Origin of the sequence: Xanthomonas indica, from assembly GCF_040529045.1 — a bacterium.
In the GTDB taxonomy this organism is placed as follows: Bacteria; Pseudomonadota; Gammaproteobacteria; order Xanthomonadales; family Xanthomonadaceae; genus Xanthomonas_A; species Xanthomonas_A indica.
The window spans coordinates 1,578,544-1,594,023 of the sequence record NZ_CP131914.1 but is presented as its reverse complement, the minus strand read 5'-3'; the positions used below and the strand labels follow the sequence as shown (position 1 = coordinate 1,594,023).

Sequence of the window (15,480 nt, the reverse complement as noted above, 5' to 3'; positions counted from 1 at the left end):
CCAAAGACGCGGAAAATCGAACGGCACGCGAGCGACGGCCGGCGCGGCGGCGCCGGCCCGAGTGCTTACGCCAACGCGGACTCGACCCTGCCCCACCACGCCGGGTCGTCGCGCTCGGCCAGTTCCAGTGCGACCAGGTTCTCCAGCAACTGCGCGACCCGGCTGGCGCCCAGGATCACCGTGGACACATGCGGGTTGCGCAGGCACCAGGCGATCGCCAGCGCCGCCGGCGCCACGCCCTCGGCCGCGGCCAGCGCGGTGAAGGCGCGCGCACGCTCGACCCGGCGCTGCGCCGGCGGCCCGATCACCTCCTGCTGCAGCCAGGCGTTGCGCTCCTGGCCCAGCCGCGAGGCCGGATCGATGCCGTCGTTGTACTTGCCGGTGAGCAGGCCCGAGGCCAGCGGCGACCAGATGGTGGTGCCCAGGCCGAGTTCGGCGTACAGCGGCGCGTACTCCTGCTCCACGCGCTGGCGATGCAGCAGGTTGTACTGCGGCTGTTCCATCGACGGCCCGTGCAGGCCCAGCGCACGCGCCACCTGCGCTGCCTCGCGGATGCGCTCGGCCGGCCACTCGGAGGTGCCCCAGTACAGCACCTTGCCCTGGCGGATAAGCGCATCCATCGCGCGTACGGTTTCCTCCACCGGCGTGTCCGGGTCGGGGCGGTGGCAGTAGTACAGATCCAGGTAGTCCACCCGCAAGCGCTTGAGTGCGGCATGGCAGGCGTCGGTGACGTGCTTGCGCGAGAGCCCGCGCTGGGTCGGGCGCGGCGACTCGACGGCGCCGAAGTAGACCTTGCTGGACACGCAGAAGCCGTCGCGCGGCAGCCGCAGGTCGGCGATCACGTCGCCCATCACCTGCTCGGCGCGGCCGTGCGCATAGACCTCGGCGTTGTCGAAGAAATTGATGCCGTGGTCCCAGGCGGCGGCGATCAGGTTGCGCGCTTCGTCGCGGCCGGTTTGCCCGCCGAAGTTGATCCAGGCGCCGAACGACAGCGCCGACAGCTGCAGCCCGGTGGTCCCGAGGCGACGGTAATGCATGGCAACTCCTCCTGCTGAGCGAACCCGCGGCATGGCCGGGGACGGCCGCACAGTGTAGCGACGCCGCCCGGCATCGCCCCGCCAGCGGCAGGGGCCCCGCTCTTGCGAATCCCGAATCCCGAATCCCCAATCCCCCGACTGAACACGCCTCGCCTTGCCGGCCGTCACCCCCTGCACTAGGCTTCCCGTCTTTGGTCGGGGACCCGGGGACGCAGATGGTCGAGGGATTGGGAAGGATCGGCTTCGGCCTGTTCGGTTTGGCGGTGTTGATCGGGATCACCTGGCTGTTCTCCAACAACCGCCGGGCGGTGGACTGGAAGCTGGTCGCGACCGGCCTGGTCCTGCAGATCGGTTTCGCCTCGCTGGTGCTGCTGGTCCCGGGCGGGCGCGAGGTGTTCGACTGGCTCGGCCAGGTGTTCGTGAAGGTGCTGAGCTTCGTCAACGAAGGCTCCAGCTTCATCTTCGGCAGCCTGCTCGACACCAAGACCTACGGCTTCATCTTCGCCTTCCAGGTGCTGCCGACCATCATCTTCTTCTCCGCGCTGATGGGCGTGCTGTACCACCTGGGGGTGATGCAGGCGGTGGTGCGGGTGATGGCCTGGGCCATCACCAAGGTGATGCGCGTGTCCGGCGCCGAGACCACCAGCGTCTGCGCCAGCGTGTTCATCGGCCAGACCGAGGCGCCGCTGACGGTGCGCCCCTACATCCCGCGCATGACCGAATCCGAACTGCTGACGATGATGATCGGCGGCATGGCGCACATCGCCGGCGGCGTGCTGGCGGCCTACGTGGGCATGCTCGGCGGCGGCGATCCGGCGCAGCAGGCGTTCTACGCCAAGCATCTGCTGGCGGCCAGCATCATGGCCGCGCCGGCCACGCTGGTGGTGGCCAAGCTGCTGGTGCCGGAGACCGGTACGCCGCTGACCCGCGGCACGGTCAAGATGGAAGTGGAGAAGACCACCAGCAACGTGATCGATGCCGCCGCCGCCGGCGCCGGCGACGGCCTGCGCCTGGCGCTGAACATCGGCGCGATGCTGCTGGCCTTCATCGCCCTGATCGCGCTGGTCAACGCGCCGCTGACCTGGCTCGGCGACGTCACCGGCCTGGCCAGCGCGCTCGGCCGCCCGACCAACCTGTCCACCATCTTCGGCTACGTGCTGGCGCCGGTGGCCTGGGTGATCGGCACGCCGTGGCCGGATGCGACCACGGTCGGTTCGCTGATCGGCCAGAAGGTGGTCATCAACGAGTTCGTCGCGTATACCGAGCTGTCGCGCATCGTGCAGGGCCAGGTGCCGGGCGTGAGCCTCAGCGCGGAAGGCCGGCTGGTCGCCACCTACGCGCTGTGCGGCTTCGCCAACTTCAGTTCGATCGCGATCCAGATCGGCGGCATCGGCGGCCTGGCCCCGGAGCGCCGCCACGACCTGGCGCGCTTCGGCCTGCGTGCCGTGCTGGGCGGCTCGATCGCCACCTTCATGACCGCGACCATCGCCGGGGTGCTGTCGCACTTCGCCTGATCCGGCCGCAACATCCGCTCCACCGTTTTTCCTTTTTTCAGTTCCAGTCGAGACGCAGTACATGCCTATGAGTTCGGTCATCGTCGTCGGTTCGTTCAATGTCGACCATGTGTGGCGGTGCGAGAATCTGCCCGCACCGGGGGCGACCATCGCCGGCCGCTACAGCACCGGCCCCGGCGGCAAGGGCTTCAACCAGGCGGTGGCGGCAGCACGCGCCGGCGCGCGCACCAGTTTCGTCTGCGCGCTCGGCGACGATGCCGGCGGCACGATGGCACGCGGCCTGGCCGCGCAGGATGGCATCGCCCTGGTCGCCGAGGCCAGCACCGAGCCCACCGGCACCGGCGGCATCTATGTCGATGGCCACGGCCGCAACACCATCGTCATCGGCGCCGGCGCCAACGCGGCGCTGAGCCTGGACTTCGTGCAGGCACAGCGCCCGCTGCTGGGTTCGGCGCGGGTGCTGCTCGCGCAGCTGGAATCGCCGATCGAGACCATCGAGGGCACCCTGGCGCTGGCCCGCGAGGCCGGCCTGACCACCGTGCTCAACGCCGCCCCGGCCAATGCGCAGACCAGCATCGGCCTGCTCAAGCTGGCCGACGTGCTGACCCCCAACGAGACCGAGTTCGCCGCCCTGCTCGCGCGCCATGTCGGCGTGCGCGTGGACGCCGACGACGTCGCCGCCACCGATGGCGGCAGCCTGCACGCGCTGTGCCGCAAGCTGCTGCCCGGCGGCACCGTGGTGGTGACGCTGGGCGCGGTCGGCGCCTTCATCTCGCACCCCGACGAGCGCCTGCTCGGCGACACCCAGCCCTACTACCGGATCGGCGCCGAGACCGCGCACACCGTGGACACCACCGGCGCCGGCGATGCCTTCAACGGCGCCCTGGTGGCGTCGATGGCGCAGTCGCCGAACGCCGTGTTCGCCACCCACGTGCGCTTCGCCAACCACTATGCGGCGCGCTCCACCGAGGCCGAAGGCGCGGCGGCGTCGATGCCGCGGCTGACCCCGGACGCCGCCTGAGTCCGGGCGGGGCGGCCTGCGCCGCCGCCCTGGCGGTGTTTCCCTGACCGCACACCGCCGGCCGCCGCGCCGGCCGCATCCCGACAAGGAGTTCCCGATGCCCCGCTCCCTGCTGCCGTTCGGTGTGCTGTGCGCACTGCTGCTCCCGCTGTCCGCCGCCGCGGCACCGCGCTGCGACTGGAACAGCCTGGCCGCCGATGCCGACCGCGCCGCGGTAACCGTGTCCGCCGAACGCCTGCAGCAGGTGATCGCCGCGCAGTACGACGATGCCGATCAGGACAAGGGCGCGGCGCTGGCGCGCACCCTGCTGCAACGCGCGCGGACGCCGCAGCAGCCCGGCACCCTGGAAGGCCGCTGGAAGGTGCGCTCGATCCAGGTCGACCCGCACTTCGCCTACGCCTATCCCTACTTCAAGGCCGAGATCCGCCGCGATCCCTGCGGCTATCACCTGAGCAAGACCAGCGGCTCGCAGCGCCGCAGCGGCACGCTGTACCCGCTGGCCGCCGGCAGCCACGAACTGGCCTTCCTCGGCGCCAGCACGGTGAACGACGAGCCGGAAGCGGCCTACGCGCCTGGTCATGTCTCCGACGGCACGCATGGCAACAGCGTCGGCCGCCTGGTCGCGCTGGGACCGAACGAATTGCTGCTGATCCTGGACGGCAAGGACAACGGCTTCGAGCTGTACCAGCTGATTCGCTGACGCGCGCGGCGTCCGGAGTCGCGGAGGGCGGCGCGACTGCAGGGCGCGCTGACGCACGCCCCGCTACACTAGCGGCATGCGCATCGGCCCCTACACGATCGAACCGAAGGTGATCCTGGCACCGATGGCCGGGGTCACCGACAAGCCGTTCCGGCTGCTGTGCAAGCGCTTGGGCGCCGGCCTGGCGGTGTCGGAGATGACCATCTCCGATCCGCGCTTCTGGCAGACCCGCAAGTCGCTGCAGCGCATGGACCACGCCGGCGAGCCGGACCCGGTCAGCGTGCAGATCGCCGGCACCGAACCGCAGCAACTGGCCGAGGCCGCGCGCTACAACGCCGACCACGGCGCGCAACTGATCGACATCAACATGGGCTGCCCGGCGAAGAAGGTGTGCAACGCCTGGGCCGGTTCGGCGCTGATGCGCGACGAGGCGCTGGTGGCGCGCATCCTCAGCGCGGTGGTGAAGGCCTCGCCGGTGCCGGTGACGCTGAAGATCCGTACCGGCTGGGACTGCGACCATCGCAACGGCCCGGTCATCGCGCGCATCGCCGAGGACTGCGGCATCGCCGCGCTGGCGGTGCACGGGCGCACCCGCGACCAGCATTACAGCGGCCAGGCCGAGTACGCCACCATCGCCCAGATCAAGGCGATGCTGCGCATTCCGGTGATCGCCAACGGCGATATCGATTCGCCGCAGAAGGCGGCACAGGTGCTGGCCGCAACCGGCGCCGATGCGGTGATGGTCGGGCGCGCGGCGCAGGGCCGGCCGTGGATCTTCGGCGAAATCGCCCACTACCTGGCCACCGGCAAACTGCAGCCGGCGCCGTCGCTGGCGTTCGTGCGCGACACCCTGCTCGGCCACCTGCAGGCCCTGCACGATTTCTACGGCGAGGCGCAGGGCGTGCGCATCGCGCGCAAGCATCTGGGCTGGTACGCCAAGGACCGGCCGGAAAACGCCGCGTTCCGTGCCGTGGTCAACCGCGCCGAGAGCGCGCAGGCGCAACTGGCGCTGACCGCCGAGTACTTCGATGCGCTGATCGCCGGGGTGCCGCCGGCCTTGTCCGCCGCCGCCTGACGTTTTCTTCTCCCTGGAGCACCGCCATGGGCACGTCTCCCAACTCCCCGACCTATCTTCACGGCTATTCCGACACCGAACAGGCACGCCTGCTGAAGCAGGCGCGCTTGCTGGAAGCCACCCTGTTCAACCAGATCGACTACACCGGCGCGCGGCGCCTGCTGGAAGTGGGCAGCGGCGTCGGCGCGCAGACCGAGGTGCTGCTGCGGCGCTTTCCCGACCTGCACGTCACCGGCGTCGACCTGAGCGAGGCGCAGCTGCAGGCCGCGCGCGACAACCTGCAGCGCATGCCCTGGTGCCAGGATCGCTACACCCTGCAGCAGGCCGACGCCGGCGACCTGCCGTTCCAGCCACGTAGCTTCGATGCGGCATTCCTGTGCTGGGTGCTGGAGCACGTACCGTCGCCGGCGCGGGTGCTCAGCGAAGTGCGGCGGGTGCTGGCGCCGGGCTCGCCGGTCTACGTGACCGAGGTGATGAACGCCTCGTTCCTGCTGCACCCGTACTCGCCGAACGTGTGGCGCTACTGGATGGCGTTCAACGACTTCCAGTACGACCACGGCGGCGACCCGTTCGTCGGCGCCAAGCTCGGCAACCTGCTGCTCGCCGGCGGCTATCGTGACGTCAGCACCGAGATCAAGACCCTGCACCTGGACAACCGCGAGCCGGCGCGGCGCAAGACCATGATCGGGTTCTGGGAGGAACTGCTGCTGTCGGCGGCCGAACGGCTGTTGCAGGCCGGCGCGGTGGATGCGGAGACCGTGGCCGGCATGCGCCGGGAAATGGCGCAGGTGCAGAGCGACCCGGACGCGGTGTTCTTCTATTCGTTCGTGCAGGCGCACGCGACGGTGTATTGAGCGGCGCTCACGGCGCGGTGTTGATGCCTGCGCATCGACTGGCACCCGATATGCTGCCTCCAGGTGCCGCGGATGGATCGCCTGCCAGCTCCTGCCCTACACCACGCCATCGCGAAGTGACGTTGTCGCGCGAAGCTACTTCGCTGGCGATGCAAGGAACGCTCGGCTCAGCCGCATTCACAAGCCAGAATCAACGCTGCACCGGCACACCAGAACAGCGGCGACATGTTCGCATTCTCGGTGTGTCTGATGAAGAAAGACGCCCCATTAGGGAACGCCTTTCTTTATTTCATCTGCAATGCCTAAAGCAAGATCATGAAGAAGATTTCAGTTTGCGTAGAGTGGGAAATATCCCTGCGAAGCGAGTTCTTGATAGGCCGAATACGAGGCGGAAGCCGCCATCTCGCTGCTGCCAAAGAAGAGCGCGCCCATTGCATCGCACACTGAGACAATCGCCCAGCCCTTTTTCGGGTCCGGTTTCGACGTGGTGCCGGCCGAAAATTTAGACCAATAGCGCGCGGAATGTCTGACCACGCTCAGCGCGCTCAGCACCAGCGCGCCATTTTTCGACTTGGGATCGAGCCGCGCGATGCCTTCCCGTTCCAATTCCTCGAATTGCACCGCCGCCGCGTCCAGGCTCTCGGTGTTCTGCACGATCTGGTCCATTCGCACGATGAACGAGAACTCGTAGTCACTGAGTTGTTGGCGCAGCTCGACCAGGTTTTCGGTCATCGGCCGGAGCGGATCGATTGCATCGATCATGGGCTGGTGCGTGGCGATGAAGCGCTCCAGCGGCATGCCGGGATTGTAGCCGCACTTCTCGACCAGGACGGCCAGGGCCTCGTCGCGCGAGGCTTTCGCGTCCATCAGGCAGCCCAGGTACATGTTGTGCTGAATGCCTACCTGATCGAGCGGATTCTCGGCCGCCTGCACGGGGGTGGTGCCGAAGGCACTGTTGATCAAGAGGGTGGCGGTCGCGACAAAGAGCTTCGTATTCATCAACGTTCTCATGCAATGGATGGAGGGTGAGCCAGATCTCCGACGTTCCTGCGACGGACCCAGGCGAGGCGACGACACCGCATCGGCACACGACGCGATGCGACGGTTTCAGGCTAGGCGGGTCTGCGGCGACGCACGAGGGCAAAATCGGGTCGCGACGGGAACGAACCGGGTCGAATTGGCGAGGCGATGGCACCGCCGCCGCATCGCGCAAACCTTGTCCTGCCGCGCGGTGGGCACCCATGATCAAGGAATCAATGCCTTATGCCGATTCGTTCCCAATCCATACCCGCAGATGCGCTGGAATCCGTGGCACCGCCGCTTAGGCTGCCGATCCCCTCTCTTGCGTCGGGAGAACTCCGATGCCTGCCGCCCCGCCATCCATGCGCTTCATCGCGCCTCTCTGACCCCGCCCGCGACCGCTACGCCCTCGGCACCCTGCCGCCACCGGACGGGTGACTGGAGCAGGACCGGGAGCCGAACAGGGGAAGAAGGTCGATCTCGACAGGGAACAGCTCCGGCAACTGATGGACACATGCGGGGCGGCCGACCACCGAGAGCCGTCCTCAAGCGCCCTGGCGATGACCGCCGCCTCGCGACTCCGCGTCGGCGATGAAGGCGCATCACGCTACGGCTTATCGCGCCGTGCTCAACGCGCTGCTGCCGGCCCCCGCGCGTCGACCGGCGCGGGCAACGCCGGCTCTACTCAGATCCGTTGCCACATCCGCGCCAGCACTGCGCGGATCTGCCCACGTGCCACCGGCGTCCGGTACGCGGCCGGCAGCTGCGGCGAAGTTGAAGTTGTAGTCCGGCTCCAGGCCCATGTGTAGGCCTCTGAGCACCAACTCTGCTAGCGATGCAGAGAAGGCCTAGCTCAGCCACCTTCAGAAACGTGGATCAGTGCCGCCTGCACGTCAGAACAGTGGCGACATGGCGCCTTTTCTATCTGATAAAAAAGGCGTCCCGACGGGAACGCCTTCCTTTATCTGTACCACCAGAGGCAGGCTCAGAGGGAGAGCTCTTGGTCTGCGTAGAGCGGGAAATATCCTTGTGAGACGAGTATATAAAAGCCTATATAGGAGGTTAAAGACGCCAATTCGGCGTTATTAAAGACGAGACAACCCATTACGTCGTACGCTACGACCATCATCCATGCATTGTATGGATCCGGAGACCCAGCGTATTTCGACGTGGTATCCGCCGCAAATTTCGACCAGTAGCGCGCGGAGTGTCTGAGCACGCTCAGCCCGCCGAGAACCAGCGCGCCATTCTTCGACTTGGGGTCGAGTCGCGCGATGCCTTCCCGTTCCAATTCCTCGAATTGCACCGCCGCCGCGTCCAGGCTCCCGGCGTTCTGCACGATCTGGTCCATCCGCGCGATGAACGAGAACTCGTAGGCACTGAGTTCTTGGCGTAGCCCGGCCAAGTTCTCGGTCATCGGCCGTGTCGGATCGATTGCATCGATCATGGGCTTGCGCGTGGCGATGAAGCGCTCCAGCGGCATGCCGGGGTCGTAACCGCACTTCTCGACCAGGACGACCAGCGCATCGTCGGGCGAGGCCTTGGTGTCCATCAAGCAGCCGAGGTACATGTTGTGCTGGATGCCCGCCTGGTCCATCGGGTTCTCGGCTGCCAGCGCGGGGGCGGCGCCAAAGGCGCTACAGATCAGGAGGGCGGCGGTCGCGCCAAAAAGCGTTTTGTTCATGAATATTCTCATGCAATGGATGGAAAGAGGATGGCCCAGGTCTCCCGACGTTCCTGAGGGGATCCCATGCGAGGCGACCACCGCCGCATCGGCACACGGCGCGATGCGACGGTTTCAAGTTAGGCCGGTCTGCGGCGACACACGAGGGCGGAACCGGGTCGCGACGGGAACGAACCGGGTCGAATTGGCGAACTGGACATCACCGCTGCAGTGCGGAGACACGGCCCTGGCTTGCAGCGGGCGCTCCATGATCGAAGAATTAATGCTTGCGCCGATTCGTTCCCCAATGAGGGCGCGCCATGCCTCGGTCGATTGTGTGCCGCGCTCAACGCGCCGCTGTCGGCGCCTGCGCGCTGACCGGCGCGGATGACGCCGGTTCGACCCAGATCCGTTGCCACATCCGCACCAGCGCTGCCCGAATCTGCCCACGTGCTTCCGGCGCCCGGTAGGTGGCCTGCAACTGCCGCGGCGGCATCGCCTCCCAGCTGTCGCCCTGCTGCCGCGCCACCGCGAAATTGAAGTTGTAGTCCGGCTCCAGGCCCATGCGCAGGTCGCTGAGCACCAGCTCGCCGTCCCTGACCTGCGCGCGCATGAAACCGCGATTGAACCAGCTCAGCCGCTGCACCGCCGGCAGGTCGCGCACTTGCGCCAGCGCCTGGGTGTTGGAGGGATAGCCCTGGAAGCGCATCGGCCCGTGATCGGCGACCAGCGAACGCTCGCCAATCACGTAGCCACTCGGCGTCATCGCCACCACCCGCCACAACAGCGTGTTGAACGGCATCGGCACTGAAAAGCGCGGCGCCTGCGCCAGGCCCATCGCCGCCAGCGCGCGGTCGGCCTCGCGATCGACCAGTTGCTTGGCCAGCAGCGACCAGCCCAGGTAAGCGCTGCTCAACAGCAGTCCGGCAAGCAACGCCTGCTGCGCCACGCGCCGCGCGCGGGCAAACCAGGCGATGGCGCAAGCCAGCAGCAACCACAGCGTATAGGCCGGATCGATAATGAACACGCTCGACCACATCGTCGGCGGCGGCCGCAGCGGCCACCACAGCTGTGTGCCGTAGACAGTGAACGCATCCAGCAAGGGATGGGTGATCAGCGCCAGTTGGATCGCCCAGAACCAGCGGCGCGGCGCTTCGGCGACCCGCCCGTGGCCGAAGCGGCGGAACAGCCACCAGATCAGCCAGCCGAGCAGCGGCAGCACGAGCAGCGAATGACTGAAGCTGCGATGCACCGTCATCAACGTGACCGGGTCGCGGGTCAGCGGCAGCAGGATCAGCGAGTCGAGATCGGGCAAGGTGCCGAGTACGGCACCGGCGAGCAGTGCCGCACGCCGATGTGCAGCCGGCGCGATGGCGGCGGCAATGGCACCGCCGAGGACGATCTGAGTAAGGGAATCCATCGGCCGATGCTAGCAGCGATGCGGCGATGGGTGCGCGGCGGTGGCGGCGGTGTTGATGCATTGCAAGCGGCAGAGGTGACCCAGCCTTTGGGGCGGACGCCGCTCCCACAGTGGCCTGGTTTGAGCAACTGTAAATGTGCGGCATGCAGGCGTGTGAGGGGCTTCAGTCCTGACGCTGTTCGGCTGCGTTGCACGAAGGTGCCTGTCACGACGGCGACCGAGTAGGCGTTGCGCACAGCGCATGCACCGGAACATGAAGCACCCATCGGCTTGGCTGGCCGACTGACTCAAAAAGGAAAGGCACCTCACCAGGGCGCCCTTCCCCTACCCAGGCAGCACCCGGATCAGACTCCGAAGTCTTCGAAGAACAGTGAGTACGCATCGTCGGAGGACGTAGCCGCCGTACCGGGATTTTCCGATTCGAAATAGCTCATTACGTCGACTGCGATGACGCCCAGCCACTTCCAGAATCGTCCCTTCTTCTTCGAGGTCGCGCCCTCTGCCGCAACCTCACCGCTTTCGGCCGCCTGCCTGGACCAGTAACGCGTGGAGTGCCTGGCCACGCTCAACCCTCCCAGGATCAGCGCGCCGTTCTTGGAGGTGGGATCGAGCTTTGCCATGGCGTCGCGCTCCAGTTCCTCGAACTGTACTGCCGCAGCCTCCAGGTCCTCGGCATTCTCGACGATCTGGTCGATCCGCACCACGAACGCGAATTCATCGGCACTGAACCGCTGGCGCAGTCCCGTCAGGTTTTCGGTCACCGACCGGGTCGGGTCGATCCCATCGATGATCGGCTGCTGCGTGGAGATGAACCGCTCCAGCGACATGCCGGGGTCGTAGCCGCACTTCTTGATCAGCACGGTCAACGCCTCGTCGTGCGACGGGTTCAGGTCCATCAGGCAGCCGAGGTACATGTTGTGCTGGACGCCGGCGTGGTCCATGGGGTTCTCTGCGGCCTGCACGGGGACGCCGACGGCACCACCGGCCAAGAGCACAAGGCTTGCGGCAAGGGACTTTTTGTTCATGTATAGGTTCTCTCAAGGGAAGGCTGTGGCGATGTGGTCTTGCTCAGACTCCGCGACGTAACGCCACGACGACGGTGCGCAGTGGGAGGCCGTTCTTCTCTGGGCGTTGGGAAAATCGCACCGGCAGAACGCCGCCCGGCGCCAGGACACTGTCCGGATCGGAACTGGACAGTCATCGGAATGGGATTAATCTCCCGGGGTGGGCGTTGTGGTCTCGCCAAGGACGATGTCGTAGACCGTGTTGGAGGTGGCGGCCGCGACGACGGGATTTTCGGTGAGTAGGAAGCCGGCCGCGTCCGATCCGATGACCGCCAGCCACCGCCAGAACCGTCCCTTTTTCTTCGCTGCGGTGCCACCCGCCGCGGCCTCGCCACGCTCGGCCAAGACATTGGCCCAGTAGCGGTTGGAGTGCTTGGCCACGCTCAGTCCGCCCAGGATCAGCGCGCCGTTCTTCGACCTGGGATCGAGCCGCGCGATGGCCTCCCGCTCCAGTTCCTCGAACTGCACCGCAGCGGCGTCCAGATCCTCGGCGTTCTCGACGATCTGGTCCATGCGCACGATGAACGAGAATTCATAGGCACTGAGCTGCTGGCGCAGCCCGGCCAGGTTCTCGGTCATCGGCCGGGTCGGATCGACGCCATCGACGATGGGCTGCTGCGTGGCAACGAACCGCTCGATCGGCACACCTGGAGCATAGCCACATTTCTTGACCAGCACCGCCAGGGCATCTTCAGCCGAGACATTGAGTTCCATCAGGCAGCCCAGGTACATGTTGTGCTGGATGCCGGCCTGGTCCATCGGGTTTTCGACCGCCAGCGCAGGGGCGCCGACGACACTGCCCGCCAGCAGGGCGGTTGCGACAAGGAACTTCTTCTTCATGAGGGTTCTCTCGCTCTATGGAAGGGATTGGAGATGGCTGGGGTACGTGGATCGCCCCCGGGGGATGGCCACCGCCGCATCGGCAGACGCTGCGATCCGGCGATTTCAGGCTAGGCAGCGCGTCGGCGCAGCACGAGGGCGAAGCCGGGCCGCCCGCGGAACGAACCGGGCGGGATTGGCGAGGCCGAGTGCGGCGGCGGGCCTGCACCGGGCGCGCGCTGCACCTGTGGCGCGAATGCCACCATCCTGGAAATCAATGCGTTAGGCGGATTTATTCCCGGTCTATACCCGTGGATGCGCTGGCATCCGCCGCGGCGCCGCTCGTAGGCTGCTGGTCCCTTCTCTGCGCATTGCGAGATTCCGATGCCTGCCTACCGCTCCATCTTCTACACCGCCCTCGTCGCGGTGCTGCTGACCCTTCCCCTGATCGCCCACGGCCACGACACCCTGCCACCGGACTGGTGCCTGGAGCAGGACCAGGAACCGGAGGTGGTGGTGAAGTTCGATTTCGATGGCGAGCAGTTGCGGCAGACCATGGACAAGTGCGGGGTGGTCGATAGCCACGAGCCCTACACCAATACGCTCAACACCATCGCCGCCTATTGCGAGGTGGTGGCGCCCTCGCGATCGGCCAAGCCCATCGTGCTCGGCCCGACGACCTTCCTGGCCCGCGACCACCACAGCACCTATCGCATGGAACAAGGCTTGAAGGGCGCGTGCGTGGTCTGCCCGGCCAAGCGCGGGCGCTGACACACCGTGCAGCCGCGCGCGCTCCTCAATGCAGCCAACGATCGCCAGCAGGAATGCCGGGCACGCTCAGCCGAGCGCATCCCGGCGGGTGTAGGCCAGCACCGTGTCGATCCTGGACTGCAAGGCGGCGCGCGCCTCTGCCGACAGCCCGTCGCAGTGTGCGAGCACGAAATAGGCCGAGCGCAGCACATCCCGCCAGCGCGGGTTGCTGGGCAATTTGGAGACCGCCAGGTAGCGCTCCATCGCTCGCGCGCGCAGGCGGCCGTCGTCGATGTTCACGCGCCAGATCCGGCTGCGCTCGGCCAGCTCCAGCCGGCCCGTTGCCGTGGCGCGCTCCCAAGTATCGATGACCGCCAGCATCAAGTCGACCAGCGCGCGCCGGAACGCGTCGCGCAACGCAGGCGCAGCGGCCTCCTCGTGCACGTCCTCGGCCTGCGCGGTGTCCGACCCCGCATCACTGTCGCGTTCCTGCAGGGCGAGCACGACCAGGCCATCGCCGCCCTGCCAGGGCGCGAGGGTGGCGGCGAGCGGCGTGCCGTGCCGCGCCACGACCTCCAGTCGCTGCGCGGCGCTGTCCTCCATCCGCTCCAGCGCCGCCTGCAAGGCCGGGCGGTCGCTCTCGGCAACGCAGGCGAACACCGCCTGCCCGACCGGTTCGGCGGCGTCCGCGCCGCCAAGCAGCAGGCGGCCGGCACGATTGGTGGCCAGCACCTGGCCTTCGGCATCGAGCAGGCACAGCGCATCCTCGCGGCTGTCGAGCAGGGTCTGCAGCAGGCTGCGATCCTCGGCCAGCGCATCGGCCTCTCGGCGATAGCGCGCGAGTTGCTCCTCATGGCGGACCTGCTGCGCGGCCTGCAGCACGCGCTCGCGCTGCCGGCGACGCTGCAGCCACAGCCAGACGCCGAGCACCGCGGCGACGCCCGACACCAGCGCCAGCCACAGCAGCAAGGTGCGCTGGCGCAGCTGGACCTGGCGCAGGCGGTTTTCGCTCTGCAGGGCGTCGATGGTGCGCTGCTTTTCGGCGGTGTCGAAGCGGACCCGCAGCCAGTCCAACTGGCGATCGTGCTGCGCGCGCACCAGTGCGGCGGCTTCCGTGTTCGCACGCCGCAGCGTGGCGATGGCCGCGCCCGTGTCGCCACTGCTTTCCTGCAGCCGTGCCAGTTCTTCCAGCAATGGCACCCGCACCGGATCGCCGCCAGCGGCCGCCGCCAGCGCCGCGCGCAAGCGTGCCGCGGCGGCGGCGGCATTGCCTTCGAGCCGGGCGGTCCGCGCCAGTTGCAGCTGCAACGCCGACGGCAACGGCAGCGCCCATGCCTCGGCCAGCGCCAGCGCACTGGAGCTCCAGCGCTGCGCCTGCGCCACGTCGCCAAGCGCCAGTGCCGCGCGGATCAGGCCATCGTGCACACGCAGTTCGTACACCCGGCGGCCCTGCGCGCCGTACACGGCCAGCGCTTCCTGCAACCAGGCCAGCGCCTGCGCCGTGTCGCCACTGTCGAGCGCCAGCTCGGCCATGGTTTCCTGCACATGCGCGGCCTCGATGGCGTCGCCCTGCGCGCGGTTGGCGGCCAGCGCTTCGCGGTAGTAGCGCATCGCGGTGTCGGGCTCGCGCAGTTCGCGGTACACGTCGGCGATATTGGTGAGCACGGACGCCGACGCCGCGCCGCGCGCGCGCTGCAGGTCCAGGCTCAGCGTCAGGTGGCGCAGGGCGCCGCGGAAATCGCCGAGCCGGCGCAGCGCCGCCCCCACATTGTTCAGATCGCGTGCCTCGCCGGCGCGGTCGTGCAACGACCGGGACAGCGTGGCCGCACATTCGAAGCGCGCCAGCGCCTGCGGCAGGCGTTCGCGGCGGAAATCGAGAATGCCGCGGCGGCGGGTGAGTTCGTAGCGCAGGCGGGTATCGCCGGCATCGCCGATGTTGGCCGCGGCGCAGTCGAGCGTCTGTTCGGCAGCGTCGAGGCGGCCGCCGTCGAGCTGCTCCTTGGCACGCGCAAACAATGCCGCGACCCGCGCTTCGCCCGCCGTGTGCGGCGTCGACACGCCCGCCTGCTGCGCGCACAGCAACGGATCGGGAAGCGGACGCGGCGCCGCGGGCTCCGCGCAGCCATACACCGTGTTCTGCGCGATCGAGGCCGCACTCGCCGCAAGCAGCACGCCCAGGCACGCCAAGCGCAGGCATGTCCGCGGCCGCGCGCCAGGCGCGGCGACGTGCGCCTGGACGAGATCGCCGGAAACGGCGGACCAGGCCAAACCGTGCCACGTCTCCATGGATCGGCGCGACCGGCCGCACAACGCCTTCCCTGGTTTCACGGTCTCCACAACTCCAGAACTGATCGGGATGCGGCCCATGCGCGCCACAGCGGCATGGATCAGCGCGAGGCCCGGGCGCGAAGTGGGTTCCTGCCCGGGCATGCCGCACCGATGCATCGCAGTAGACCCGATGCAAAGGCGGTGATGCACACCACACACCATCATCGTGGAATGGCGGTCACGCCAGGTTCTACGCTTCCGTCCAGTGCAGGGGC

General features: G+C 67.7%; 13 protein-coding genes and 1 pseudogene. 6 read left to right on the top strand and 8 right to left on the bottom strand.

Features of this window, described 5'->3' with window-relative positions:
- Positions 1 to 65: 65 nt before the first annotated feature.
- Positions 66 to 1,037 carry an aldo/keto reductase gene (locus tag Q7W82_RS06780; protein ID WP_242160708.1) on the bottom strand — a complete coding sequence of 324 codons (972 nt, stop codon included), beginning with the start codon at positions 1,035 to 1,037 and terminating at the stop codon, positions 66 to 68.
- 215 nt (positions 1,038 to 1,252) lie between these two features.
- On the opposite strand from Q7W82_RS06780, the gene Q7W82_RS06775 reads away from it, so the two are divergent.
- The 5 genes from Q7W82_RS06775 to Q7W82_RS06755 all read left to right on the top strand — a co-directional run bounded on the left by Q7W82_RS06775 (position 1,253) and on the right by Q7W82_RS06755 (position 6,201).
- Entirely contained in the window at positions 1,253 to 2,551 is a 1,299-nt protein-coding gene (locus tag Q7W82_RS06775; protein ID WP_048490482.1) for a nucleoside transporter C-terminal domain-containing protein, read from the top strand.
- A gap of 67 nt (positions 2,552 to 2,618) precedes the next feature.
- Positions 2,619 to 3,572 carry a ribokinase gene (locus tag Q7W82_RS06770; RefSeq protein WP_242160707.1) on the top strand — a complete coding sequence of 318 codons (954 nt, stop codon included), beginning with the start codon at positions 2,619 to 2,621 and terminating at the stop codon, positions 3,570 to 3,572.
- Positions 3,573 to 3,669: 97 nt separating this feature from the next.
- The gene (locus Q7W82_RS06765; protein ID WP_242160706.1) at positions 3,670 to 4,272 is read left to right on the top strand and encodes a DUF4893 domain-containing protein; all 603 of its coding nucleotides are present in this window, start codon (positions 3,670 to 3,672) and stop codon (positions 4,270 to 4,272) included.
- Between the two features lie 76 nt (positions 4,273 to 4,348).
- Complete coding sequence (dusB, locus tag Q7W82_RS06760; RefSeq protein WP_242160705.1) at positions 4,349 to 5,347, top strand: tRNA dihydrouridine synthase DusB; 999 nt, start codon at positions 4,349 to 4,351, stop codon at positions 5,345 to 5,347.
- Positions 5,348 to 5,373: 26 nt separating this feature from the next.
- Complete coding sequence (locus Q7W82_RS06755) at positions 5,374 to 6,201, top strand: class I SAM-dependent methyltransferase (RefSeq protein ID WP_242160704.1); 828 nt, start codon at positions 5,374 to 5,376, stop codon at positions 6,199 to 6,201.
- A 327-nt stretch (positions 6,202 to 6,528) separates the two neighbouring features.
- Here the strand turns inward: Q7W82_RS06755 and Q7W82_RS06750 are convergent, their stop codons facing one another.
- The 6 genes and pseudogenes from Q7W82_RS06750 to Q7W82_RS06725 form a co-directional block, all read right to left on the bottom strand.
- Complete coding sequence (locus Q7W82_RS06750; protein ID WP_242160703.1) at positions 6,529 to 7,200, bottom strand: hypothetical protein; 672 nt, start codon at positions 7,198 to 7,200, stop codon at positions 6,529 to 6,531.
- Positions 7,201 to 7,906: 706 nt separating this feature from the next.
- Positions 7,907 to 8,048 (bottom strand): annotated as a pseudogene (locus Q7W82_RS06745) (metal-dependent hydrolase); the annotation flags it as partial.
- A 158-nt stretch (positions 8,049 to 8,206) separates the two neighbouring features.
- Positions 8,207 to 8,905 (bottom strand): hypothetical protein, encoded by a 699-nt coding sequence (locus tag Q7W82_RS06740; RefSeq protein WP_242160702.1) that lies wholly within the window; start codon positions 8,903 to 8,905, stop codon positions 8,207 to 8,209.
- Between the two features lie 325 nt (positions 8,906 to 9,230).
- Complete coding sequence (locus tag Q7W82_RS06735; RefSeq protein ID WP_242160701.1) at positions 9,231 to 10,304, bottom strand: metal-dependent hydrolase; 1,074 nt, start codon at positions 10,302 to 10,304, stop codon at positions 9,231 to 9,233.
- Between the two features lie 344 nt (positions 10,305 to 10,648).
- Entirely contained in the window at positions 10,649 to 11,329 is a 681-nt protein-coding gene (locus Q7W82_RS06730) for a hypothetical protein (protein WP_242160700.1), read from the bottom strand.
- Between the two features lie 186 nt (positions 11,330 to 11,515).
- Positions 11,516 to 12,208: a hypothetical protein gene (locus tag Q7W82_RS06725; protein ID WP_242160699.1), complete on the bottom strand. Its 693-nt coding sequence runs from the start codon at positions 12,206 to 12,208 to the stop codon at positions 11,516 to 11,518.
- 363 nt (positions 12,209 to 12,571) lie between these two features.
- On the opposite strand from Q7W82_RS06725, the gene Q7W82_RS06720 reads away from it, so the two are divergent.
- Complete coding sequence (locus Q7W82_RS06720; protein WP_242160698.1) at positions 12,572 to 12,958, top strand: hypothetical protein; 387 nt, start codon at positions 12,572 to 12,574, stop codon at positions 12,956 to 12,958.
- Positions 12,959 to 13,024: 66 nt separating this feature from the next.
- Here Q7W82_RS06720 and Q7W82_RS06715 read toward each other — a convergent pair whose 3' ends face one another.
- Entirely contained in the window at positions 13,025 to 15,223 is a 2,199-nt protein-coding gene (locus Q7W82_RS06715; RefSeq protein ID WP_260115037.1) for a tetratricopeptide repeat protein, read from the bottom strand.
- Positions 15,224 to 15,480: the final 257 nt, after the last annotated feature.